Below are 22,399 nucleotides of genomic sequence, written 5' to 3' on the forward strand. Positions count from 1 at the left end.
CCCTGGCTTTAATGCGCCTGGCCCCAGGTGGCGGCCGCGCGCGCATCCACATCCAGCGGCACGGACAGGGATATGACCGGCAAGGGCGCCTGGCTCATGACCTCGCGGGCCAGCGCGATCAGGGCGTCGGCTTCGTTCTCGGGCGCTTCGAACACCAGCTCGTCATGGACCTGCAACAGCATGCGCGCGCTCAGGCCCGCCTTCGCCATCGCCGCATCCATGCGCGCCATGGCCCGGCGGATGATGTCGGCGGCGGCCCCCTGTATGGGCGCATTGATGGCCTGGCGCTCGGCGAACTGGCGCATGGACGGGTTCTTGTCGCGTATGGACGGCAGATGGATGCGCCGCCCGAACAGGGTCTGCACATAGCCGCGCTCGCGCGCCTCGGCTTTCATCGCCTCCATATAATCGGCGATCCCGGGGAACTTCTTGAAATAGTTGTCGATATAGGTTTTGGCCTCGTCGCGGGAGATGCCCAGATTATTGGCCAGCCCAAAGGCGGAAATGCCGTAGATAATGCCGAAATTGATGGCCTTGGCGTTGCGCCGCACCATCGGATCCATGCCCTCCAGCGGCACGCCGAACATTTCCGACGCGGTCATGGCGTGAATGTCCTGCCCGGCGCGGAAGGCGTCTTTGAGCGCCTCCACCCCGGCGATATGGGCCAGCAGGCGCAGCTCGATCTGGGAATAGTCCGCCGCCACGATCACATGGCCGGGCTCAGCCACGAAAGCCTCGCGGATCTTGCGCCCCTCCTCGGTGCGGATGGGGATGTTCTGCAGATTGGGGTCGGAGCTCGACAGACGCCCGGTATTGGTGGCCGCCAGGGCAAAGCTGGTGTGCACCCGCCCCGTCTGGGGATTGATGGCGTCTTTCAAGGCGTCGGCATAGGTGGATTTGAGCTTGGCGAACTGACGCCAGGTCAGAAGCGCGCGCGGCAGATCATAGCCCTGGGCGGCCAGCTCCTCAAGCACGGCCGCATCGGTGGACCAGGCGCCCGACTTGGTTTTCTTGCCGCCGGGCAGGCCCATCTCGCCGAACAATATGTCGCCGATCTGCTTGGGGCTGCCCGGATTGAAGCGGGTTCCGGCAGCCTCGAAGGCGGCCTCCTCGGCCTCGGCCATTTTCTGGGCGAATTCCGACGACAGGCGCGAGAGCTGGGCCACGTCCACCTTGATTCCGCTCAGCTCCATGCGCGCCAGCACGGCCGGCAGGGGCCGCTCAAGCGTTTCGTAGACGGTGGAGAGCCCTGAGCGCGCCAGCGCCGGCTTGAGGATCTCCCACAGGCGCAAGGTCACGTCGGCGTCTTCGGCGGCGTACTGCGTGGCGGTCTTGAGATCGATCTCGTCGAACGATTTCTGCGCCTTGCCAGACCCGCACACCTCCTTGAAACTCATGGGCTTGTGGCCGAGATGGCGTTCGGATAGCGCGTCCATGCCATGCCCGCCGGAAGCGCCCTCCTGCACGTAGGAGAGCAGCATGGTGTCGTCATAGGGCGCGGGGTGGATGTCATGGCGGGCGAACACCGCCAGATCATATTTGAAATTCTGGCCCAGCTTCAGGATCGCCGGGTCTTCCAAGAGCGGCTTGAGACGGCCCAACGCACTGGCCATATCGATCTGCTCGGGCCGCCCGCCCCCGTCGGCCAGATCGCCGCCCGAATGGCCCAGCGGGATATAGCAGGCCTCGCCCGGGCGCACCGCCAGCGATACGCCCACCAGGCGCGCCGCACTCGCCGACAGGGCGTCCGTCTCCACGTCCACCGCCACGACGCGCGCTGCTCGGGCGCGCGCGATCCAGGCGTCCAGCGCCTCCAGGGTCTGAACGGTCTTGTAGGCGGAGCGATCGATGGGCGCGGTGGCGTCGCCGGTCTCGTCCGCAGGGCCGGCGCCCAGCGCCTCCTCGATCCGGCGCGTCAGGGTGCGAAATTCCATGGCCCTGAGGAAGCCCACCAGCCGCTCGCCATCGGGATCGGCGGCGCCAAAACTCTCCAGCGGCGCAGGCGTGGGCGTATCGGCCTTCAAGGTCACCAGCTGGCGCGACAGCCGGGCGTTCTCAGCGTGTTCGATCAGACTTTCGCGGCGTTTGGGCTGTTTGATCTCTTCGGCGCGCGCCAACAGCGTATCGAGATCGCCATATTCGGTGATCAGCTGGGCGGCGGTCTTGATCCCGATGCCCGGCACGCCGGGCACATTGTCCACGCTGTCGCCGGCCAGGGCCTGCACATCGATGACCTTTTCGGGCGGCACGCCGAATTTCTCGATCACCTCCTCGCGCCCGATGCGGCGTACTTTCATGGGATCGAGCAGGGTCACCTGGTCATTGACCAGCTGCATGAGGTCCTTGTCGGAAGACGCAATGGAGACGCGCGCCCCGGCCTCGGCGGCCTGGCGCGCATAGGCGGCGATCAGATCATCGGCCTCATAGCCCTCCAGCTCGATGCAGGGCAGGTCAAAGGCCCCGGTGGCGTCCCGGATCAGCGCAAATTGCGGCACCAGGTCTTCGGGCGGCTCGGGCCTGTTGGCCTTGTAGCCGTCATAGAGCGCGTTGCGGAAGGTGACGCCGGAATGGTCGAAAATCACCGCCAGATGGGTCGGCGCATCCTCGCCCTTGAGGTCTTTCAACAGCTTCCAGACCATGGCGCAAAAGCCCTGCACCGCGCCCACCGGCGCGCCGTCGGAGCGGGTCAGGGCCGGCAGGGCGTGATAGGCGCGGAAGATGAAGCCCGACCCGTCCACCAGATAGACATGGGACTGGGCGTCAACGGGGCGGGTTACGGCCATGGGAGGGCTCCGGCTGGCGAACAGGGCAGGGACGCCAAGCTAGGCCCGCCAGCCGGGAGGGGCAATCTGTGCGAGGCAGGCGCGTCAGGCGTGAGCGAACAGATCGCCCTGGGGGGCGCGCGCAGGCGCCATGGCCGGCGCAATATCCCGGCGCGGGGTGCGCGACAGGGTGCGCGACGGCGCAGGCGCGATCACCGGCTCGGCGTTCGACAGGGTCAGGCCCAGCTCGCCCGCCTTGGCGCGGATGGCGCTGTCGGGCCGGCCCAGGCGCAGGCTGATCAGGCGCACCGGGGCGCCCTTGCGCGCCAGAGCCCGCAATTGCGCCAGATCCTCGCCACGCCAGCGCTTGCCGGCATTGCGCGCATATCCACCATTCGAAGCGCTGTAAGCCATGAGTCTGCTCCTTCCAGAACAGAACATAGGCGGAACACGCGGCGCTGTCAAGGATGTTCGGTTAATGTTCCGTTTGCGCGGACTCTACCAGCTGCCGGTATTGTCCATGCTGGCCCAGGGCTCGGCGGGCGCCAGATGCTCGCCGCGCTGCAAAAGCTCGATGGAGATTCCATCCGGGCTGCGCACAAACGCCATATGCCCGTCGCGCGGCGGGCGGTGGATCACATAGCCCAGGGCCTGCAGCCGGGCGCACAGGGCGTAGATATCGGCCACCCGGAAGGCCAGATGGCCGAAATTGCGCGCCCCGCCATAGTCTTCCGGGTCCCAGTTATGGGTCAGCTCGATCATGGGCAGACCCGCAGGCAGCGGGCCTTCGTCCAGCGCCTCGATCCCCGCCCGGCGCAGATCGTCCGGCGCGGCCAGGAAAATCAGCGTGAAGCGGCCCTTTTCGCTGGACTTGCGCCGCACCTCTTTCAGGCCCAGCCCCTCGCAGAAAAAGCGCAGCGAGGCGTCCACATCGCTGATGCGCACCATGGCGTGCAGATATTCCATTAATCAGGTCCTCAGCTGTCTGCGTCCGGTTCGGGATCGGGGCGCACCCGCCTTGCCCATTTGGGCCGGCGGCGCCAAGTGGACTCCTCGGGGATGGGCTCGCCCCGGGCGCGCGCCAGCGCATGGGTCCAGGGCTCGGGCGCGCGCAGCCAGTAAAAGCGCGCCACCACGCCTGCGACCAGGGCCCACAGGGCGATCATGCCGAAAAACTGGCTGAACAGAAACACATAGCCGATACGCCCGCCCCATTCGGGCGCTCCGCCCAGCGTCCACAGGACATGATAGACCGCCCCGGCGATGACGATCATCAGCGGCGCCAGCACCAGGGTGAGCCCGGTGGCCAGCGCCGCATACAGCGCCCAGCGCGGCTGAAAGCTTTGCACATAGAGGCGGATGAATGCGTCCTCGCTGACACCCTTGACGCTGGCCGGCTTGTCGCGGGCGCGCCCGGCGTATTCATCCGCAGCATCGGCGCGCAGGGCGCGCACCGCCAGCGCCCAGCGCACAAGGCAGGCCAGGGAAAACGCCACGAGGGCGGCGGCGAAAACAATCAGTCCGGCATCGATCATGGGGAGCTATTTAGCGCCTTGCAGCCTCATATGCGAGCATGGCGCGCTTGCGTTCCAGCCCCCAGTGATAGCCGGTCAGGCGCCCGTCGCCCGCCAGCACGCGGTGACAGGGGATCAGCCAGCTGACCGGATTGGCGCCCACCGCCGCGCCCACCGCACGGCTGGCGCGCTGAGAACAGACCGTGCGGGCGATATCGCCATAGCTGACCGTGCAGCCGGGCGGAATGCGCAGCAGCGCGCGCCAGACCTGACGGCGCCAGGGCGTGCCATAGAGCGCCAGCGGCAGGGCCGCCTCACCGGCGCGCGCGTCGAAAATCCGCTCCGCCCACTGGCGCGCCAGCCCATCCTCGCGGTGGAAGGCCGCGCCGGGAAAGCGCGCAGCGAGATCGGCCAGGGCCGCGTCCTCGCCGTCTGCGCCCGCAAACGCCAGCGCCGACAAGCCGCGCGGCGCGATCAGGAACACGCCGGTCCCGAACGGTGTCGGCGCACAGCCCCAGCGCAACGCCAGCCCGGCCCCGCCCGCCTTGGCCTCTCCCGGCGTCACGGCTTCTTCGGCGATGAACACGTCATGCAGGCGCGAAGGGCCGGACAGACCGGTCTCCAGCGCCGCATCCAGCACGCTGGCTCCGTCCACCAGCAGCTTGCGCGCGCTGGCGTGGGTCAGGGCCTGGACATACCGCTTGGGGCTGGCCCCGGTCCAGCGGGTGAAGACGCGCTGGAAATGCGCCGGCGACAGGCCTGCCGCCTTCGCCGCGGCGGCCAGATCAGGCTGATCGCGCCAGTTTTCGTGCAGAAAATCCAGGGCGGCGGTGATGCGCGGATAGTCGCGCGCGCGCTCGTCCAGCGGGGCGGGGGATGTAATCGGGTTCATGGGTGCGACCCTGCCCTGTCATACAGGGGCGCCGCCACCTGATTCTTGCGCAAGCGGCGCCTGCCCCGCCGCCTCGATGGCCTCGCGCACGGCTGCGGCCAGGCTCTCGCGCTCGGGGCCGGACAGCATGGAGCCGATGATCAGGCTCTTGCCCTTGGCGGTCAGGCGCGCCTGCACATCCGGCTCGCCCTCACCGGCGATCTCCACCCTTGTCCAGGCCCGCGGCAGGCGGAACCAGGTCTGGTGGCCGGTGGGATAGCGCCGCCCCACCCGGATCTCGTGCTTCGTGATCTGAATGGTCTCCAGCCGCCGCCCGTCCCGGTAGGACAGGCGGAAGGCCAGCCAGATCAGCGCTACGTCCAGCCCGAAAAAGCCCAGCACCGGCCAGGCGCCGATGAGCATGAAGGCGATCCCTGCGGTGAAGCTGACCAGGGCGATGGCCGCCATCAGGGCGTAAAAGCCCCAATTGGGCAGGGAGCGGTTGGGGCGCACCTGCGCATCGAGATACAGCCGCTCACCCGCCGCCAGCGGTTCCGGCGGGGCTTCAGAGGGCCAGGTTTCATAGATGCGGCGGCGCTCCATGACGGCCAATATAGCGCGCCATCCCCCGCCCGCCCAAGGGCGCGGGGGCCGTGACGCAACTGCATCCTGCAGGCTGGATGAACGCGCACGCCTTTCTCGCGTCAAAATCAGTCACTAAGGTCGGTTTCATGACGCCCGGGCGCCCCGCCCGCGCCACAATTGACAGAGCCCAGAACCGGTCATGACCCTGTCCGCGCTTCTTTACGCCTCCGCCCTTTCCGCCGCCGCCGCGCTGGCGGCGCCCAGCGCAATAGACGCCAGCGCCGACGCGCCGCTGATGGCGAGCGCGTCCTTTGTCTATATGGCCGAGCCCGATCCGGATCCGGACGCCATCGTGCCCCTGCCCTCCGGCGACAACGCGACGGGCGAGGCCGAGCGGCGTCTGGGCGTGGCCCGGGCCGAAGCCTGGTTTGAAGGCGTGACCACGCTGCGCGCGCGTTTCGAGCAGATCGCGCCAGACGGTTCGTTGACCACCGGCGATCTGGCGCTGAGCCGGCCGGGCCGGGCGCGCTTCGCCTATGATGCGCCCACGCCGGTGCTGATGGTGGCCGATGGCAGCACGGTGGCCATCGCCGATTTCGATCTGGAGACCATTGACCGCGCCCCCATCGCCTCCACCCCGCTGCGCCATGTGCTGGGCGCCGGTCCCACCCTGTCCGAGAGCGGTGCGGTGACCGATGCCGGCCATGCGCGCGGCCGGCTCTATGTGACGCTGGCTGATCCCGATGGCGAGGAGGGCGGCCGGCTGACCCTGGTGTTCGAGGATCCTGATCCGGCCCTGCCCGCCGAGACGCTGCAACTGGCCGGCTGGTACGCGGTGGACGCCATGGGCGGGCTGACCGAGGTGCTGCTCAGCAATGTGGAGACCGGCATGCGCCTGGAGCCGCGCCTGTTCATCCTGGACGATGAGGACGTGATCTCCGAGCGCCGCCGCAGCCGCCGGCGCTAAAGCCGGGGCTTGAGCCCGAACCAGATCCGCAAGGGCCCGGTGCGTTCGGCCGCCATCGCAAAGGCGATGGCGCCGGCAATCGTCAGGCCCGCCACCAGGGCGAATTCGGTCACCGCGCCCAGCCGCCAGCCCGCCGCCGTGATCAGATAGATCGCCATCACCGTGATCGTCTGGTGGATGAGATAGACCGGAAAGACCAGCGCGCTGGCGCGCTTCAGCGTCGGCCCGCTGCGGCGTATCAACCGGCGCGCCACCCATAGAAGGGCCAGGATCACCCACCAGGCATAGGCCAGCCTCAGGGCGCGCCAGAGCGCCGCCTGCCAGGGCTGGGCGGCAAGGGCGTCCCAGGTCTGCCAGGCCATGACCAGGCCTGCGCCCGCCAGCAGGCACAGGCCAAGAGCGGCCGGCCCGCACCGGTCCACAGCCCGCCATGCGGCCTGCGACCGCGCGGCCGCCACGCCATAAAGCACGAAAGTCAGGCTGAAGGCGTGGGTGGCCCAGTCGCTCACCAGATCATGGGTGACCGGGAAGGTTTCCCCCAGCGTGAAACGGATGGCCAGCAGCGGAATCACCGGCGCCACAAGCAATATGAGCCCGGCGCGCGGCCCGGACAGCCACGCATCAAGACCCCTTGCGCCCGCCCGGCTGAGCCCGGCCATGACCGGGGCGAGAAGCACCGCGTACACCAGCAGATAGGCCACGAACCACATATGGTTCCAGGTCGGGGTGATGATGGAGAACCCGCCCTGGAAGGAGAGATATCGCGCCCAGAAGGCCAGATATCCCGCCTCGATCTCGCCTGACTGGCGCAGCTCGCCATAGGCTTGCGGAACCACGATCACGGTCATGGCCAGGATCAGCGGCGCCATCAGGCGCACCATACGGTCGCGCGCGAAACCGGCCGCGCCCAGCCGGGCGTGCAGCATCGCCATGGCCGCGCCGGAGATGAAAAACAAAAGCGGCAGGCGCCACGGACTCGCCAGCGCCATCAGCGGCTCCAGCACCGGCCCGGCATAGACGCTCTTCACATGCCAGCCCCACGTCACATAGCCCATGCCGGTGTGATAAAAAATCAGCACGGCGAAGGCGAAAATTCGCAAGGCGTCGAGATCCGGGCGGCGGTCAGGCAGCGTCATCAGGCTCTCCGGGAAGCTGAGGCCGTAATAACTGAACCACGATGACGCTCCGGTCTTGCGGATCGTGACCGGCGCCGGCCAGGCGGGACGAACGGGCTGTATTGAGGTCTCTACGGGGATGAATGACGCGCCTGCAGGGCCGAACGGCGCTGGCCCTGGCGTGCGGCGCACGGCACACTCATCGCCATGACAGGCGCCGCCTTGACCCTCCAGGACCGCGACCGGGACCGCGCCGCCGACCGGCGCGCTTTTGTCATGGCGGGCCTTGCATGTTCTGCGGGCGTCGCCGCGGTGGTGACCATCAATGCGCTGTCGCTGGCCGACGAGATAACCCGCTCAGGCGCTGCGCCGGGGCTGTATCCCTATATTCTGGAAGGCGCGAGCGGGGCGGCGACCCTGATGCTCCTGCCCGCCGTGCTGGCGCTGGGCGCCGCCTTTCCGCTGGAGACCGGACGCTGGCGCATCAGCCTGGCGGTGCACCTGGCCGGGCTGGCCGCCTTTGCGGCGCTCCATACCGGCCTGATGACCGGATTTCGCAGCATGTTGTGGCCGCTCCTGCTGGAACGGCCCTATCAGGGCTTCGGGTCACCGCTGGAGACCTTCATCTACGAGCTGCGCAAGGATGCGCTGACCTATATCAGCTTCCAGGCGGTGCTGATGCTGCTGCGCGCCCTGACCCGCGCGCGCATGACCATCACCGCCCTGCGCCGGGAGGCGCGCGAGGGCGGGATGATCGCCCTGCGCTGCGGGGGACGGGAGATCCGCCTGCCCGCCAGCGAGATCGTGTCGGCCAGCGCGGCGGGCAATTACGCCGAAATCCGAACGCAGACCGGATCGCATCTCGCCCGCATTCCCCTGTCGGAACTGGAAACCATGCTGGCCGGCGCCGGCGTTCGTCCGGTGCGACTGCACCGCTCACATCTGGCCGTGCACGCGGCCATACGCGAGATCATTCCCGGACCTGACGGCGGCGCGCAGGTGCGTCTGGCGGATGGCGGGAGCCTGCCGGTCAGCCGGCGCTACCGGGCAGGCCTCAAAACGGTCTAGACCAGCCAGATCAGGATCGCTGCGCCCAGGGCGAAACGGTAGATCACGAAGGGCAGGAAGCCGATTTTCGCCACGAAGCGCATCAGGAAGGCGATGGCCGCATAGGCGGCTGCGAACGACAAGACCGCAATGATCAGCCCGTCCATGAGGCTGGCGCCGGTGTCGGCGCCGCGGGCCAGCTCGATGACGGCGACAAGGCCGAAAGCGGCGATCACCGGCACCGACATCAGCATGGAAAAGCGCGCCGCTTCGGGACGCTCCATGCCCACCGCGCGCGCCGCTGTCATGGTCACGCCCGAGCGGCTGGCGCCGGGGACCAGCGCCAAAGCCTGGGCCAGGCCGATCAGCACGGCGGAGCGGAAGCCCAGGGTCTCGGTGGTGACGATCCTGCGCCCGAAATGATCGGCCGCCCAGAGCGGGACAGCGAAGGCGATCATCATCCAGGCGATCAGTTCCGGCGAGCGCATGGCCTCGGCCAGGCCCGCAAAATAAAGAATGCCGCCAAAGATCAGCACGGGCGGGGTGGCTGCGGCGATGAGCAAGGCCAGGCGGCCCCCGGGCGTTATCTGACCGCGCAGAAGCGCGAACTTGCCGGTCGCCACCGCGCCCACATCACGCCGGAAATAGATCAGAACCGCGGCCAAAGAGCCCACATGGGCCATGAGGTCGATGAGCACGCCCTGATCATCAAAGCCAGCCGCTTCCGGCGCCAGGATCAGATGGCCCGATGACGAGACCGGCAGAAACTCGGTCAGCCCTTGCACCACAGCCAGCAGGATCAGGGTGAACACGGTCATGACAGGGCTCCGGGACTGCGGGAAACCGTGAGGCATGCACTATTCGCGCCCGCGCGCCAAGCCCGGATCGGACCGGCCTGCACCTGCGCTCCTTTTTGAGAATGATACGCATTGACATCATGGTGGCGCCCGTTATGCACTTGCGCATCATTCTCAAAAAGGGGACCATCATGTTCATCCGCACTGCATTGGCCGCCATGCTCGGCGCGGCGTCCGCACTCCCGTTCACGGCCCACGCCCAATCGCCAGGCAGTGAGGCTGAAGATGCTGAAACAGCTGAACAATCCACGCCGGATATCGTTATCGTGATCGGCCGGGCCAGCCCGGTCTCCACCCTCGACCGGGCGCTGGAATTTCAGGCGCGCCAGGTGCGCGATATCTTCGACACCGAGCCCGGCATTGATATCGCGGGCGGCACGCGCAATGGCCAGCGCCTGTTTTTGCGCGGGGTCGAAGGCTCCAATCTGAACATCACCGTGGACGGGGCAAGACAGGGGCGCAATCTCTATAACCACCGGGGCGGATTACTGAATATCGATCCTGAAATCCTCAAGCGTGTGGATATCCAGCCCGGTCCCGCCGGCGCCGATCAGGGCTTTGGCGCGCTGGGCGGCGCGATCCGGTTTGAAACCATCGACGCCCAGGACCAGCTGGCGCCAGGTCAGACCCTGGGCGGATTTATCCGCGCCGCCTATGCCAGTGCGAGTGAGGCGGAGCGGGTGGCGGCAGGCGCCTCGCTGCGGCTGTCGGACCAGGTGGCGGTGCTGGCTTACGCCACCGGGACGCGCTTCAGCGATCTGAGAACGGGCGGCGGCGAGCGGGTTCCCTTTTCGGGCGGCGAGGACCGCACCTATCTGATCAAGCTCAGCGCGCTGGATATGGGCGATCATGCCTTGCGCGCGGCCTATGAGCGCAATGACGCCAGCGGGCTGAACTTCATGCAGCGCGGCGATTATCCGTGGCAGCTTCAGCCCGAGGATGTCCGGGCCCGTCCGCCTCAGGATCAGTCCCTGGTGCGCGACACCTATACCCTGCGCTATGCGTACTCACCGGCCACATCCTGGCTGGACGTGGGCATGTCAGCCTATTCCAGCCGCAATGATTTCTTCGCCCCCGCCAGCAATGGCGAGCGCTTCATCAGCCAGGTGACCGGCGGCGATATCCGCAACACCGCCCGGTTCGATCTGGGCGGCGCACAGCTCGAAACCACGGTCGGCGCTGATTATTTCGATGACGGCGGAACCGCCTCGCGCACTGACCAGGGCACGCATTACACCACCAACCGCAATCGCGGCCTCTATGTCCAGAACCGGTTCTACGCCGGCATCTGGCGGCTTTACGCCGGGGTGCGCCATGATGAGTTCAGCGCCGATTACGGCCCGCGCTCGGCCAGCGGCGATGCGATTTCCTTCAATGCCGGCGGCGAAGCCGCCTTCCATCCCGGCTTCACCGTGTTCGCCGGCTATGGCGAGAGCGCGCGCGGTTTTGGCAATCTGCCCATCCATTTCGCCCGCAACGCCACGGCGGATCTGACATTCAACGGCGCCGCAGACGGCCAACTAGAGTCCGAGCGCGGGCGCCAGTGGGAGGCCGGCGCACGCGGGCGCGCCCTGCCCCTGGGTCCCGGCCTGCTGGGTTATCAGGGCGTTGTTTTCCGCACAGACATCTCGAAAGCGGTGCTGTTTGACCAGCCCGGCTCGGGCGGTCTTGGCGGACGCCCGCTGACCAATCTGCGCAATCACGGCCAGACCATCCGCATCGAGGGCTGGGAGGCGGGCCTGGATTACACCCTGGACCGGATCCTCACCTCGCTGCGCTACAGCACCAGCGATATCAGCAACTTGCCGCCCGAGCCCCAGTTCATCGCCCGGCTGGGCGCGCCGCGCGGGGACCAGCTGGTCTGGGACACGCGCGTCAGCCTGACGCCTGAAATCTCGGCGGGCTATACCTTGCGCCACACCCGGGCGCTCAGCGACGTGCCCGAGGGCCAGATCGTCTACACCCCCAAGCCGGGCTATACCCTGCATGACCTCCAGCTGAGCTGGGCGCCCCGGCGCTGGCAGGGGGTCGGCATGGAGCTGTCAGTGACCAATCTGACCGACGAGCTCTATATCGCCCACTCCACCCTGACCCAGGACGGCCTGGCCACAGCCGAGGCCGGGCGCGATGTGCGCGTGTCCTTGAGTTATCGCTTCTAGGGCCGGGCCAGGGACCGGCCGGGAGAGGGTCCCCGGCCGGTCCTGCACCCCTGATGACAAGGCGCGCCGCGGCTGATAGGCCAAACGTTCTACCGGGCGGCCATCCGCCCTGACCATCAGCGCGGGACAGATCCCATGGCGCATGACGCCGCGCCCGGCGGTCCGGGCAAGCTTTCGCCACTGGAGGCGCGCGCCATCACCACGCGCATCACGCGCCTGTCCGTGCTCACCGCCTGCGCGCTAGTGATCCTGAAACTGATCGCGTTTCTCCTGTCCGGCTCGGTGGCCATGCTGGCCTCGCTGGCGGACAGCGCGCTGGATCTGGCCGCCTCGCTGATCACGTTTTTCGCTGTGCGCTACGCGGCCAGCCCGGCGGACGCCGCCCACCGCTTCGGCCATGGCAAGGCCGAGGCGCTGGCGGGCCTGTTCCAGGCGGTGCTGGTGGCTTTTTCCGCTGCGCTGCTGCTGCGCGAGGCGGGCTTGCGATTTCTTGATCCCCAGCCGGTGGCGGCGGGCGGTGTTGCGGTGAGCGTGATGGTCATCTCCATCATCGCCACTGTGCTGCTGGTGCGCGCCCAGACCCGGGCGATTGCGCGCACCGGATCGCTGGCGGTCAGCGGCGACCGGGCGCACTATCTGTCTGATCTGGGAGCGAATCTGGCTGTCATCGCCGCCATCGTGCTGGCCATGACCGGGGTGGAGCGGGCCGATCCGCTGATCGCCGCCGGGGTGGCGTTCTGGCTGGTGTGGACGGCGCTCTCCATCGCCCGCAAGGCGATCGAAAACCTCATGGACCGCGAACTGCCTGACGCGGCGCGCGCCGAGATCCGCACGCTGGCCGGTGATGATCGGCGCGTGCGCGGGATCACCCAGCTGCGCACCCGCGCCTCCGGTCCCTTCATCCATGTGCAAATGCACATGCAGCTTGAGGATTCGCTGTCCCTGGCCGAGGCCCATGACGTGCTCTCGGCCGCCGAGGCGCGCATCGCTGCGGCCTGGCCGGCGGCCGATGTGATCATCCATCCCGAGCCGGAAAGCGCAGGCGCGTTTCACGGCCATCCCTGGTTCAAGGGCGCCGCAGACAGGGAGGCCGGGGACAAGGCGGGGAGAGCTGATCGGCCCGGCGCAGAGCGATAGGGGATAAGGCCTGGCAGCACTCTTGTAGGAGCGCTGCTAGCGTATTGATTTCATTCATGTTTGGGCGCGCATCCTCTTGATGGAGACGCTGGACGATGTCAAGCTCCTGCGTCTGGCACATGGAGGGAAAGCATGCGCACAGATCCTGATTTTGAACGCGCGCTGAAGGGCGCGCGCCTGACCACCGCCTCGGTGCTCTATCACATGCCCGACCATCCCGGCCTGCTGCAAAGCTTTCTGTGGCAGACCTATGACCGCGCGCCGGACTATCCCAGGCTCATGACTTTCCTGGAGTTCTGGCGGCGCGAGATCGAGGCGGTGATCCACACCGTGGAGGTCGCCCATGCCGGGCTGATCAAGCCCATGGCCTGGCGGCGCGCCGATCTGGAGCTGCGCCTGCAATAGGGGCGGAGCGCCAAACGGGACGTGAAAAGAACGGGGGACAGGCCCCCGCCCGGCCCGGTCAGGGCGTCAGACCCGTCCCGCAGCGCTGGCCGGCCTCCACATGCACCCCGACGAGCGCCGCCGAGACTGCGGGCAAGGCGCCCGGCGCCAGGCCTGAGCGGGTCAGGCGCGCGGCGGGCTCGCCGGGCTCTTCGGCCAGAGAGAGAAACTCGAACTCGGCCTCGTTCAGGCGCGCGCGCGCCACCCGCACCAGGCAGCGGCAGGCCCAGGAGCGCCCGCCCCGGTCCCGGCAATCGGCCTCGACCCGCTCGGAGGGTGTGGCGCGGGGCAGCTCGCGCGGCGGTTCGGGAACAAAAGGCGCGCCGCCGGACGGTCGCCACCAGGGCTCCGGCTCGTCAGGTGCAGGCGTCCCGGCGAAACGCGGCGGGCCGTCCAGCGCCGAGCCGTCCGCCCGCCCGGCCTGGCCCTGGCCCACGGTGATACGGATCTCGTCATCTCCGGCTTGCCCGCGCGTCTGGCCCGGGTCGCCGAACTCGTCATACAAGGAGCCTTCGATGCGCTCGTAATCACCGCGCACAAAGGGATCATCGTCCAGCGCGTCCCGGTCCGGGCCGCCGCCCAGAAACCACCAGCCTGCCAGCGCCGCCGCCGCGATCACGGCCAGCACGCCCGCCAGCAGGAAGCTGCGCATCGCCATGTCCACCGCGCCGGCCCTCCCCGATTTAAGACCGCCAAGGCTTTCCAGCCGGGGCCTTGTTGACCATACTAGACGTGCGGGGGGCGAACGAGAAGGACCAGACGGCCATGCTGAGAGTGTTTGGGATCATCGTGCTGGTCGGGGCGCTGGCGGCCTGCGCCACTCCGACCCCCTATCAACAGGCCGAAAGCGGCGGCTTCGGCTATAATCAACGCCAGATCGAGGACAACCGGTTTGCGGTCAGCTTCCGGGGCAATACCCTGACCGACCGCGAGACCGTGGAGACCTTCCTGCTGCTGCGCGCCGCCGAGCTGACCCTGGAGCGCGGAGCGGACCATTTCATCCTGGTGCGCCGCGACACCGACACCGACCGGCGCTTTGTCGGCACGGGCGATCGGTTCCGCTCGCGCTATGGCTTCGGCTACCGGTATTACCATCCCCGCTTCGGCTGGCATGGCTGGCGCGATCCGTTCTGGGACGATGTCCATGTGCGCGAGGTGACCCGCTTCGAAGCCATGGCTGAAATCATGCTGGTCTCAGGCGAATCGCCCGGCGGCCCCGATGCGTTCGATGCACGCCAGGTGGTGAGTAACCTCGGCCCCGTGGCGCGCGCGCCCGGCGCCTGAGCCCGGACGCAAACCGGCTGGAGGCCTGATCCATGAGCGATGACGCCTCCGGCCGGGCGGCGCCCGTGTCCCGCCGGACGGTCGGTGCGCCGCTTACCGCGCCGCCAGATGGGCGAAGCCCTTGGCCACGATTTCGTAGACCGGGCGCTTCCAGGGGATCATCAGGGGCGGCGCTTCGGCCAGATGCGCCCAGCGGAAGGTCTCGAACTCCTGGGGCGGCACGGCTTTCAGGTCAAACGCCACGTCCGTGCCGTGGAAGCGGTAGGCGAACCAGCGCTGTTTCTGGCCTTTCCAGTTATTGCGCCGGCGCTGGGCGAGGATGTCGGGCGGAAAGTCATAGGCGAGCCAGCCTGGAATTTCGCCAATCTTCTCAACCAGATCATCGGTGACGCCGGTTTCCTCGTACAGCTCGCGCAGGGCGCCGGTCTCCGGGTCTTCACCGGCGTCCAGCCCGCCTTGCGGAAATTGCCAGGCCCAGGGCCCGTGATGGGCGTAGCGCTTGCCCAGCCAGACCAGGCCGCGCCGGTCGAACAGGACAATGCCGGCATTGGGGCGGTGTTCGGGATACGGGTCCTGGCTCATGTCTCTCGGGTCTGGGCGTGGCGCAGTTTGGCCACGTGGCTGGCGGGCGCCAGGACATAGCCGCGCCGCGACAGACCCTCGGCCCAGGCGCGTGCGGCCTCGACCGTGACAGGATAGGCGAAACCCGAGCCCAGGGCCGCGCCATTTTGCAGCGCCAGGGCTTCCAGCTCCAGAAGGCGTTGCTCCACCGCATCGCGGCCGGGATCGGAATCGATCACACGGTCGGCCAGCACCAGCCGCGCGCCCGCCTCGCGGCCTGCCGCCTCGATCACCGGCCTGCGGCCCGCCCCGTCATGGAACACCGTCAGGCCGCGCGCCTCCAGCCGGGCCAGCACCCGGGCCAGCGGCGCCTGGGACGCGCCCAGGCGCGCGCCCTGATAATTGATCACGCCGGTATAGCCCGCCGCCCGCGACAACAGCCAGGTCAGGCGCCGTTCATTCTCCGCCGCGCCCGCCTCGGCCAGCAGGGTGTGGGGGCCGGGATCATTATTGGGATAATCGAACGGCTCCATGGGCAGTTCGATCAGCACTTCATGGCCCGCGGCGCGCGCCCGGTCGATCCAGCCCTGCAGATCGCGCGCATAGGGCGCAAAGCTCAAGGTGACTTCGGGGGGCAGGGTCTCGATGGCCTCCAGCGTCAGGCGCTCGGACATGCCCAGCCCGCCCACGATCAGGGCCACCACCGGGCCGGTGCGCTGGCTGTGGGCGCGGGCATAGGCCGCGTCAGGACGCTGCCCGTCGGCGCCAATCACCGGCAGCGGCCCGCCCGGACCGTCCTCATAAAGCCCCGGCAGGGGCGCACGCGGCGCGGCGGGGCGCTCGGGCGCAGGCGGCGCGGTCAGCGCGGCTTCGGTATCGGCCACGCCCGGCAGGGTGACATCCTCAACCGGCCCGTCATCAAACGGGGCGGCTGGCGCATCCACCTCTGGCTCAGCCTCGGCCAGGATCACCGGATCAGGGCGCGCGGCGATGTCGGCGGCCGCACCCGCTGGCGCGGGCTCGCCCCCGGCGAACACCGACAGGGCGCCGGCCAGCACGATGAAGGCGCACGCCGCGCCCAGCCCGGCCAGCAAGGGGCCGCGCAGAGGCGAAGGTTCGGACCGGGGCGCAGGCATGGCGGGGCGGCTTTCCTGACAGACGCGCTGATTCGCGCCCAGCCTGCCTGCCCGCCGGGTAAAGAAGCGTTAACGAAGGGGGGTGCGGGCGCCGTCCGGATCTAGCGCGCAAGCCTCCAGCGCCGCCAGCCGGTCGCGTTCAAAGTCGCGCCGCCAGCGCGCGCGCAGACCCGGCGACAGGCGCACCTCGATCGCGCTGCCTCCGGCAGTCCCGGGCGTGAAGGCGATTTCCTCGAACGTGGTTCCAAAGCCGCGCAGGCGGTACAGCCAGACGCCGGCCGCCTCATCGGACAGGAAGCGCGCGCCGGGCAGGAAATCGCCCTGGGCCTCGAAACAGGCGCTGATGGCCTCAGGCCCGTGGGCGCTGATGAGGTGCGCGGTCTCGGCCATGGCCGCAAAGGCGTCAGCCGGGGCGCGCTGGGGCGTACCGGCGCAGGCGGTGAGCGCCAGGCAAGCGAAGGCGAGAAGGATCGGTTTCATGGGGAGGGTCCTTGTTGTTGTGATTTGAGAATCAGGCGGCAGGCGGTACACGCGGCCCGGTCAGGGCGCGCAGCCCTGCACCGGCGAGCCAGAAGGAGAAGCCGGCAAAGCCGGCGATGGTGGCCAAGCTGAAGCCCGGATCGGCAAGGCCCAGCGCCAGCGACAGGCTCTCGCCCGTCCCCAGCGCAATCAGCGCTGCAGACAGTGCGGCCAGAACCGCCAGGACCCGGGCGCGCGCGCCGGCCTGCAGCGCGGCGCACTGGACCAGAAACAGCGCGGTCAGGAGCTGGCCCATATGCTCGCCCAGCCCGGCGCCGGCATAGTGATTGAGCAGATCGAAGGCGAAAGCCGCCTGAAGCGGGTCCGCATCCGCCCCCGTCATGGGCGGCAGGGCGAACACCCAGCGCCACAGCGCCGCAGCCTGCACCGCCCCGGCCAACGCGCCGGTGATGGCCGCGCTCACCGCCAGACCCGGCTGGCGAACGAGATGGCCGCGCTCCAGCGAAATGGCGCACGCCGCCGGGATCAGCAAGAAGGCGCTGAGCGCAAAGGCGTGCCAGAGCGCCGTCAGGCCGGCCCCGCCCTGCGCATAAAGCGCCAGCGCCTCGGCCGCCGGACGGCGCAGGATCGCCGGATACTCGTAAGCCCAGACCAGCCCCGCATAGGCGAGATTGAACCCGGCTGCGAGCGCGATCAGTCCGGTCCCGATGAGGGGGCGGGAGGCGGCGCGGGTTTCAGTCGGTGATTCGGTCATGGCCGCCTCATATGTCACTGAACGGTGACTTTTATTATCACCGGGTGGTGACATGTGCAAGCCCCCTTGTCACGGCGCGTCACCGGGTGGTGATGTGAGCGCCATGGAGATCGCTCAGCCTGACCCCGCCCAAGACGCCAGCACCGGCGGCGCGCCCGCCCGCGACCGGGCGGCCACCGAGGCGCGTCTGATCGAGGCGGCGCGGGCCGTGCTGATCGAGAAGGGATTTCAGGGGCTGGGCGTGAACGCTGTGGCGCGCGCAGCGGGCTGCGACAAGCAATTGATCTATCGCTATTTCGGCGGGCTGGACGGGCTGGGCCGCGCACTGGGCGAAGCGTTTTCAGCCAGCCTCACCGCCGCGCTGGACGCGCGCGCGCCGGACGGCGCGGCGCAAAGCTATGGCGCACTGATCGAAGCGCTGGTGCTGGCCTATCTGGACGTATTCGCCGCTGACCGCGAAGCCCAGCGCCTGGTGCTATGGGAATTGTCAGAGCCCGGACCGGCCCTGCAGGGGCTGGCGAAAGCGCGCGCCCGGGCGCTGGCCGGCTGGATCGCCAGGCGGCGCGGGCGGCTGGAACCGCCTGACGGCGTGGATGCGCCCGCAGTCAATGCGCTGCTGATCGCGGCGGTGCATCAGATCGTGCTGGCGCGCGCCGCCTCGGGCGCGCTGGCGGGCGTGCAGCTGGACGATGATGAAGGCTGGCGGCGCGCGCGGGCGGCTTTGGGCGCCCTGGCCCGCATGGCGCTGTCAGCGCCGTAGGATCACATAGAAGGCCCCATCGCCGCCATGACGGGCATGGGCGGGGCTGTAGCCGGCGCACAGCGCGGCCAGATCCGGCTCGCGCATCCAGCCCTCGAACGCCCGGCGCAGCACGCCCGGCAAGGGCCGGGCATCCAGACTCCAGGGCTCGAACCGGCTGTCGTCCAGCGCCCGGCCCCGCGCACCCTTGCCGGTAATCACCAGAACGGTGTGAAAGCCGCGCCGGTGAGCGCGGGCGAGAAACGCCAGCAATTCACCGCGCGCCGCCTGGGCCGTCAGGCCATGGAGATCGAGCCGCGCGTCAATCTCCACCCGGCCCCGGCGCAGGCGCTTGTCTGACGAACGATCGGTTGGCCTGCGCATTCCGGACGGCGGTGGCGCAGCGCGCGGCGCTTCCGGCATGGGCAAGGGCCGCTGATCCATGGCGCGGGCGGGTGAGGACGGGGGCGCCGAAGGCGGTTCGGGCGCCTCCAGCGCCTTGAGCCGGTCGGGGTCCAGCGGTTTGACGCCTGATGCGAAGCGCCGCCACAGCTCCCGCTCGTCGGCGCGCAGGGGCCGGGGCGGGCGACGGGTCATCAGCTGGTCAGCCGGCGGGCCAGGGCGCGCGGCGCCAGAATCGTCCATCGCGCCGCCGGATCATTCTGGCGTCCAGCGCGCGCGCCCGCCTCATCGCCCCAGCCAAAGAACAGATCGCCGCGCGCCGGGCCGGTAATGGCGCCGCCGGCATCCTGGGCGATCACAAGACCTGACCAGTGAGGCGCGCCCGGCAGGGCCGCCTCGACAAATACCGGCACACCCCAGGCATGGTATTGCGGGTCCACCGCCATGGAGGCCATGGGGGTCAAAGGCGCGCCCTGGGCGCCCAGCGGGCCTTCATCGGGATCGCTGAGCACATCCAGCGAGAAGAACACATAGCGCGGGTTTTCGTTGAACAGCGCCGTCCAGGCATCCGGCCCGCGCCGCATCAGCCAGCGCTCGATGTCCTGCTTGGAGGCGGCGTGGGGCGCCAGCTCGCCCCGGTCGATGAGAATGCGCCCGATGGACACGTATGGCAGGCCGTTATGAGCGGCAAAACGCACCCGCGCCTGCCCGCCATCGCGGTAGACAAGCCGCCCGGAGCCCTGAATCTGCAGGAAGAACACATCGATGGGCCGGCCCCAGGCCAGCGGCACGCCCAGATTCATCGCCTCGATCTCGGCGCGCGGGCGGTAGGGCTCGAAACTCTGGTCGGCTGCGCGCCCCATGATGCGCTGGCCTTCAAGACCGGCGATGAACTGGCCCAGATCTCCGGTGAGCAGATCCCCGGGCCGGCCCCTTATCGCCATTGAGAATTCGGTATCGGGCGCCTCGCGCACCTGCACATAGGGCTCGTAATAGCCAGTGAGGCGGCCCCGATCGCCCAGGCGCAGCGGCGTGAACTGGCGCTCGAAAAACGCCCGCGCCCCCCGCGCATCAGCCGTCCCGGCCAGCATGGCCGCTTCCAGGCAGGCTTCACGCCAGTCGCCGGCGGTTCCGGCATAGGGGGCGTTGGGATTCATGGGCGCGCTATCGGCGCGCGGCTCGATCCGGCGGCAGCTTTCCACGAAGGCCGAAAGCGCGCCGCGCATGTCCGCTTCGCCCCAGCCCGGAAGAGCGGAAAAACTCACCGGGCTCAGCTCCGGCGCACGCACGGCGGCAGGCGGCGCAGGCGGACGGGCGTCGGGCCGGGTTGGAGCGGGTCCGGGCGCAGGCGTTGAGGCGCACGCGGCCAGCGTCAGCGCCATCGCGGCGATCAGGCTAGGCGGCGCGCACGCCCGCCAGGCGCCAGTTCGGATTGCGGCTGGTGACATCACGCTCGAAGCTCCAGACTTCTTCCACCGTCTTCAGCGTGTTGATATCGCCCTCGATCACGGCACCGTCGGCGTCCCGGGTCTCGCTGGCGATTTCGGCGCTGAACGCAACCTTCACCCTGGCCCGGTTATCGTTAAGAGAGGCTTCCACGATCTCGGCCTTTTTCAGCCGCTCGATCTCGGTGACCAGGGTCTGGCCGGCTTCAGCGCGCGCATCGATGGAGGCGCCCCAGGCTTTCATCACCTTTTCGCTGAGAAGCGTCTCCAGCGCCTCCTTGTCGCCTGCGGCATAGGCCTGGACGATCATGTCATAGGCCTGGCGCGCGCCTTTGGCGAACATGTCCGGATCAAAGGACGGGTCCTGGCCGGCGATGGCGGTCAGGCCCGCCGCCGCCGGGCCGGAGAAAGCCGGGCCGGCGGGCGCGGCGGCCGGAGCCGGTTCGGCGTGCGGATCGGCGGGCCGGGGTTCACGCCCGGCGGCCCTGGCGCGCTCACGCTCCTCGCGCATGTGCTCTTCATGGGTCCGCCCGCTGGGCTTGCCCAGAAGCATGTAGAGGCGCACGCCCAGGAAAACCGCCAGGCCGGCGAAGAAGAGAAGCTGTAAAACGTCCATATCCATGGCGCGAAAGGCCCGTCATCTGTGCGCCCGTGCGGCGCGTCTCCTGACTGATATAGACATTGAAGGCGCGCGCGTCACGCCGGGGCTGCGCTTGCCGATGCAGCGCGGGCATGCTACCGGCCCCCGGCCCTCCTGAATTTGCGCTTATCCGCCGGGCGCGCCCGGCCCGACCTGAAAGAGACAGCCCATGACTGACGCTCCCGCTCCCCAGCCCGGCGGCGATTCTGGCGCCGCCCCGATGATCCGCGTGCTTGGCCAGTATGTGAAGGATCTCTCCTTCGAAAACCCCAATGCGCCTGACAGCCTGCGCGGCCAGGGCCAGCCGGAGATTGATCTGTCCGTGGACGTGAACGCGCGCGCCCTGGACGACGAAACCTTCGAAGTGGTGCTGGTGCTCAGCGCCAACGCCAAGGCCGAAACCGGCCCGCTTTTCATCGCCGAACTGACCTATGCGGGCCTGTTCGCCATCCGCAATCTTGATGAGCGCGCACGCGAGCCCTTCCTGCTGATCGAGTGCCCGCGCCTGATCTTCCCCTTCGCCCGGCGCATCCTGGCCGACGCCACGCGCGATGGCGGCTTCCCGCCGCTGATGCTCGAGCCGGTGGACTTCGCCGCCCTCTATCGCCAGCAGCTCGCCCAGCAACAATCGGGCGGCGCCCCGCAGGGAACGGCCTGACGGCTCGCGCGCCGGCGCCAGGTCTGAAACGCCAAACGCCCCCTCCGCGTGGAGGGGGCGTTTTTGTTTGCACGGCAGCCTCTGAGCGGCTTATGCGCATTTGACACAATTTGATGATTTTGTACAATATGATCATATTCGAGCATCGGAATGCTAGGACTGCCATGTCACAAGGACTTACGAGCCAGGTTGAAACCCGTCCGGTCTATTCGGCCACGGATGCGCGCCGGGACTTCGCCACTTTGATGGATGAGGCCGTCCACAAAGGGCCGGTCTTCGTGCGCCGCCGTCAACAGGAGGCCGTCCTGATCTCGCGGGAATCCTATGACCGCCTGGTGGCGCTTGAAGCGCGCCTGGACGAGCAGGATGCCGCCCGCGCACTCGAGGACTACCGGCAAAAGGGCGGGGTCAGGATGGACGATCTGATGAAAGAGCTCGGGATTGATTAGGCTCTGACGGGGCCAGGGAGGCGAGCGTGGCGCTCGATATCGAGTTCGCCCGGTCAGCGTCGAAAGAAATCCGGCAACTGGATCGAAAGAGCCAGGAGCGCATCTTCCACGCCCTCAAGGCCCTGCAGCAGGACCCGCGCCCGAACGGGGCGGAAAAGCTGAAGGGCTATCCGGACTTCCTGCGTCTTCGCGTCGGCAATTTCCGCGTTATTTATCACATATATAATGAAGTTTTGATCGTCGTTCTGCTGGTGCGCGACAGAAAGGACGCCTACGAGGCCCACGCGCTTAAGGCGCTTGAGCAAAAGCTGGAAACGGCGCTGGCGAATAATGTGGTCAGACTGAAACGCTCGCCAAGCAAACCCGATTGACGGCGCTTTTGCCGGCGCTAGG

General features: G+C 68.4%; 26 protein-coding genes. 10 read left to right on the plus strand and 16 right to left on the minus strand.

Annotation, left to right across the window (positions count from 1 at the left end):
* Nucleotides 1-8: 8 nt before the first annotated feature.
* The 6 genes from polA to F1654_RS08375 form a co-directional block, all read right to left on the minus strand.
* Nucleotides 9-2,783 carry a DNA polymerase I gene (polA, locus tag F1654_RS08350; protein ID WP_150023067.1) on the minus strand — a complete coding sequence of 925 codons (2,775 nt, stop codon included), beginning with the start codon at nucleotides 2,781-2,783 and terminating at the stop codon, nucleotides 9-11.
* An 84-nt stretch (nucleotides 2,784-2,867) separates the two neighbouring features.
* Nucleotides 2,868-3,176 carry a hypothetical protein gene (locus F1654_RS08355; protein ID WP_150023068.1) on the minus strand — a complete coding sequence of 103 codons (309 nt, stop codon included), beginning with the start codon at nucleotides 3,174-3,176 and terminating at the stop codon, nucleotides 2,868-2,870.
* A gap of 84 nt (nucleotides 3,177-3,260) precedes the next feature.
* Nucleotides 3,261-3,728 (minus strand): VOC family protein, encoded by a 468-nt coding sequence (locus tag F1654_RS08360; RefSeq protein WP_150023069.1) that lies wholly within the window; start codon nucleotides 3,726-3,728, stop codon nucleotides 3,261-3,263.
* An 11-nt stretch (nucleotides 3,729-3,739) separates the two neighbouring features.
* Nucleotides 3,740-4,297: a hypothetical protein gene (locus F1654_RS08365; protein ID WP_150023070.1), complete on the minus strand. Its 558-nt coding sequence runs from the start codon at nucleotides 4,295-4,297 to the stop codon at nucleotides 3,740-3,742.
* A gap of 10 nt (nucleotides 4,298-4,307) precedes the next feature.
* Nucleotides 4,308-5,168: a methylated-DNA--[protein]-cysteine S-methyltransferase gene (locus tag F1654_RS08370; RefSeq protein ID WP_150023071.1), complete on the minus strand. Its 861-nt coding sequence runs from the start codon at nucleotides 5,166-5,168 to the stop codon at nucleotides 4,308-4,310.
* An 18-nt stretch (nucleotides 5,169-5,186) separates the two neighbouring features.
* On the minus strand, nucleotides 5,187-5,750 hold the full coding sequence (locus F1654_RS08375; RefSeq protein ID WP_150023072.1) for a DUF2244 domain-containing protein: 564 nt from the start codon (nucleotides 5,748-5,750) through the stop codon (nucleotides 5,187-5,189).
* 181 nt (nucleotides 5,751-5,931) lie between these two features.
* Between F1654_RS08375 and F1654_RS08380 the strand changes: the two genes are divergently transcribed.
* Nucleotides 5,932-6,699 carry a LolA family protein gene (locus F1654_RS08380; protein WP_150023073.1) on the plus strand — a complete coding sequence of 256 codons (768 nt, stop codon included), beginning with the start codon at nucleotides 5,932-5,934 and terminating at the stop codon, nucleotides 6,697-6,699.
* Here the strand turns inward: F1654_RS08380 and F1654_RS08385 are convergent.
* Nucleotides 6,696-7,835, minus strand: a complete 1,140-nt coding sequence (locus F1654_RS08385; protein WP_150023074.1) for an acyltransferase family protein — start codon at nucleotides 7,833-7,835, stop codon at nucleotides 6,696-6,698. The two genes, F1654_RS08380 and F1654_RS08385, sit on opposite strands and share 4 nt — an antisense overlap.
* Before the next feature lie 201 nt (nucleotides 7,836-8,036).
* On the opposite strand from F1654_RS08385, the gene F1654_RS08390 reads away from it, so the two are divergent.
* Nucleotides 8,037-8,882 (plus strand): LytR/AlgR family response regulator transcription factor, encoded by an 846-nt coding sequence (locus F1654_RS08390; RefSeq protein WP_199200515.1) that lies wholly within the window; start codon nucleotides 8,037-8,039, stop codon nucleotides 8,880-8,882.
* Here F1654_RS08390 and F1654_RS08395 read toward each other — a convergent pair.
* Nucleotides 8,879-9,679 carry an undecaprenyl-diphosphate phosphatase gene (locus tag F1654_RS08395; protein ID WP_150023076.1) on the minus strand — a complete coding sequence of 267 codons (801 nt, stop codon included), beginning with the start codon at nucleotides 9,677-9,679 and terminating at the stop codon, nucleotides 8,879-8,881. The genes F1654_RS08390 and F1654_RS08395 overlap by 4 nt on opposite strands.
* Nucleotides 9,680-9,849: 170 nt before the next feature.
* On the opposite strand from F1654_RS08395, the gene F1654_RS08400 reads away from it, so the two are divergent.
* The 3 genes from F1654_RS08400 (at nucleotide 9,850) to F1654_RS08410 (ending at nucleotide 13,419) form a co-directional block, all read left to right on the plus strand.
* Nucleotides 9,850-11,877 carry a TonB-dependent receptor plug domain-containing protein gene (locus tag F1654_RS08400; RefSeq protein ID WP_199200516.1) on the plus strand — a complete coding sequence of 676 codons (2,028 nt, stop codon included), beginning with the start codon at nucleotides 9,850-9,852 and terminating at the stop codon, nucleotides 11,875-11,877.
* A 135-nt stretch (nucleotides 11,878-12,012) separates the two neighbouring features.
* Complete coding sequence (locus tag F1654_RS08405) at nucleotides 12,013-13,014, plus strand: cation diffusion facilitator family transporter (protein ID WP_150023078.1); 1,002 nt, start codon at nucleotides 12,013-12,015, stop codon at nucleotides 13,012-13,014.
* A 132-nt stretch (nucleotides 13,015-13,146) separates the two neighbouring features.
* On the plus strand, nucleotides 13,147-13,419 hold the full coding sequence (locus F1654_RS08410) for an usg protein (RefSeq protein ID WP_150023079.1): 273 nt from the start codon (nucleotides 13,147-13,149) through the stop codon (nucleotides 13,417-13,419).
* Between the two features lie 58 nt (nucleotides 13,420-13,477).
* Here the strand turns inward: F1654_RS08410 and F1654_RS08415 are convergent, their stop codons facing one another.
* Nucleotides 13,478-14,116: a hypothetical protein gene (locus tag F1654_RS08415; RefSeq protein WP_150023080.1), complete on the minus strand. Its 639-nt coding sequence runs from the start codon at nucleotides 14,114-14,116 to the stop codon at nucleotides 13,478-13,480.
* A gap of 107 nt (nucleotides 14,117-14,223) precedes the next feature.
* Between F1654_RS08415 and F1654_RS08420 the strand changes: the two genes are divergently transcribed.
* Nucleotides 14,224-14,742 (plus strand): CC0125/CC1285 family lipoprotein, encoded by a 519-nt coding sequence (locus F1654_RS08420; RefSeq protein ID WP_150023081.1) that lies wholly within the window; start codon nucleotides 14,224-14,226, stop codon nucleotides 14,740-14,742.
* 93 nt (nucleotides 14,743-14,835) lie between these two features.
* On the opposite strand, the gene F1654_RS08425 is transcribed toward F1654_RS08420, so the two are convergent.
* The 4 genes from F1654_RS08425 to F1654_RS08440 all read right to left on the minus strand — a co-directional run bounded on the left by F1654_RS08425 (nucleotide 14,836) and on the right by F1654_RS08440 (nucleotide 17,673).
* Nucleotides 14,836-15,324, minus strand: a complete 489-nt coding sequence (locus F1654_RS08425) for an RNA pyrophosphohydrolase (protein ID WP_150023082.1) — start codon at nucleotides 15,322-15,324, stop codon at nucleotides 14,836-14,838.
* Nucleotides 15,321-16,439, minus strand: coding sequence for a divergent polysaccharide deacetylase family protein (locus F1654_RS08430; RefSeq protein WP_150023083.1), 1,119 nt, complete (start codon nucleotides 16,437-16,439; stop codon nucleotides 15,321-15,323). Before F1654_RS08430 ends, F1654_RS08425 begins: the two co-directional genes overlap by 4 nt.
* A 69-nt stretch (nucleotides 16,440-16,508) precedes the next feature.
* Nucleotides 16,509-16,919 carry a hypothetical protein gene (locus F1654_RS08435; protein ID WP_150023084.1) on the minus strand — a complete coding sequence of 137 codons (411 nt, stop codon included), beginning with the start codon at nucleotides 16,917-16,919 and terminating at the stop codon, nucleotides 16,509-16,511.
* Between the two features lie 31 nt (nucleotides 16,920-16,950).
* Entirely contained in the window at nucleotides 16,951-17,673 is a 723-nt protein-coding gene (locus tag F1654_RS08440; protein ID WP_199200517.1) for a DUF4386 family protein, read from the minus strand.
* A gap of 103 nt (nucleotides 17,674-17,776) precedes the next feature.
* Between F1654_RS08440 and F1654_RS08445 the strand changes: the two genes are divergently transcribed.
* The gene (locus F1654_RS08445) at nucleotides 17,777-18,433 is read left to right on the plus strand and encodes a TetR/AcrR family transcriptional regulator (protein ID WP_150023086.1); all 657 of its coding nucleotides are present in this window, start codon (nucleotides 17,777-17,779) and stop codon (nucleotides 18,431-18,433) included.
* Here the strand turns inward: F1654_RS08445 and F1654_RS08450 are convergent.
* From F1654_RS08450 to F1654_RS08460, 3 genes are read right to left on the minus strand one after another with little or no spacing between them, the layout of a single operon-like run.
* Nucleotides 18,422-19,009 carry a Smr/MutS family protein gene (locus F1654_RS08450; RefSeq protein ID WP_150023087.1) on the minus strand — a complete coding sequence of 196 codons (588 nt, stop codon included), beginning with the start codon at nucleotides 19,007-19,009 and terminating at the stop codon, nucleotides 18,422-18,424. The two genes, F1654_RS08445 and F1654_RS08450, sit on opposite strands and share 12 nt — an antisense overlap.
* The gene (gene mltA, locus F1654_RS08455; RefSeq protein ID WP_233205193.1) at nucleotides 19,009-20,196 is read right to left on the minus strand and encodes a murein transglycosylase A; all 1,188 of its coding nucleotides are present in this window, start codon (nucleotides 20,194-20,196) and stop codon (nucleotides 19,009-19,011) included. The genes F1654_RS08450 and mltA overlap by 1 nt, the downstream gene beginning before the upstream one ends.
* A 13-nt stretch (nucleotides 20,197-20,209) precedes the next feature.
* Entirely contained in the window at nucleotides 20,210-20,881 is a 672-nt protein-coding gene (locus tag F1654_RS08460; protein WP_150023088.1) for a Tim44/TimA family putative adaptor protein, read from the minus strand.
* A gap of 187 nt (nucleotides 20,882-21,068) precedes the next feature.
* Here F1654_RS08460 and secB point away from each other — a divergent pair, with 187 nt between their 5' ends.
* The 3 genes from secB (at nucleotide 21,069) to F1654_RS08475 (ending at nucleotide 22,377) form a co-directional block, all read left to right on the plus strand.
* Nucleotides 21,069-21,557, plus strand: coding sequence for a protein-export chaperone SecB (gene secB, locus F1654_RS08465; RefSeq protein ID WP_150023089.1), 489 nt, complete (start codon nucleotides 21,069-21,071; stop codon nucleotides 21,555-21,557).
* 164 nt (nucleotides 21,558-21,721) lie between these two features.
* Nucleotides 21,722-22,006, plus strand: a complete 285-nt coding sequence (locus F1654_RS08470; protein ID WP_199200518.1) for a type II toxin-antitoxin system Phd/YefM family antitoxin — start codon at nucleotides 21,722-21,724, stop codon at nucleotides 22,004-22,006.
* 26 nt (nucleotides 22,007-22,032) lie between these two features.
* Nucleotides 22,033-22,377: a type II toxin-antitoxin system RelE family toxin gene (locus F1654_RS08475; protein ID WP_150023091.1), complete on the plus strand. Its 345-nt coding sequence runs from the start codon at nucleotides 22,033-22,035 to the stop codon at nucleotides 22,375-22,377.
* The last annotated feature ends 22 nt before the right edge of the window (nucleotides 22,378-22,399 follow it).

Origin of the sequence: Alkalicaulis satelles, assembly GCF_008630495.1 — a bacterium.
Taxonomy (GTDB): domain Bacteria; phylum Pseudomonadota; class Alphaproteobacteria; order Caulobacterales; family Maricaulaceae; genus Oceanicaulis; species Oceanicaulis satelles.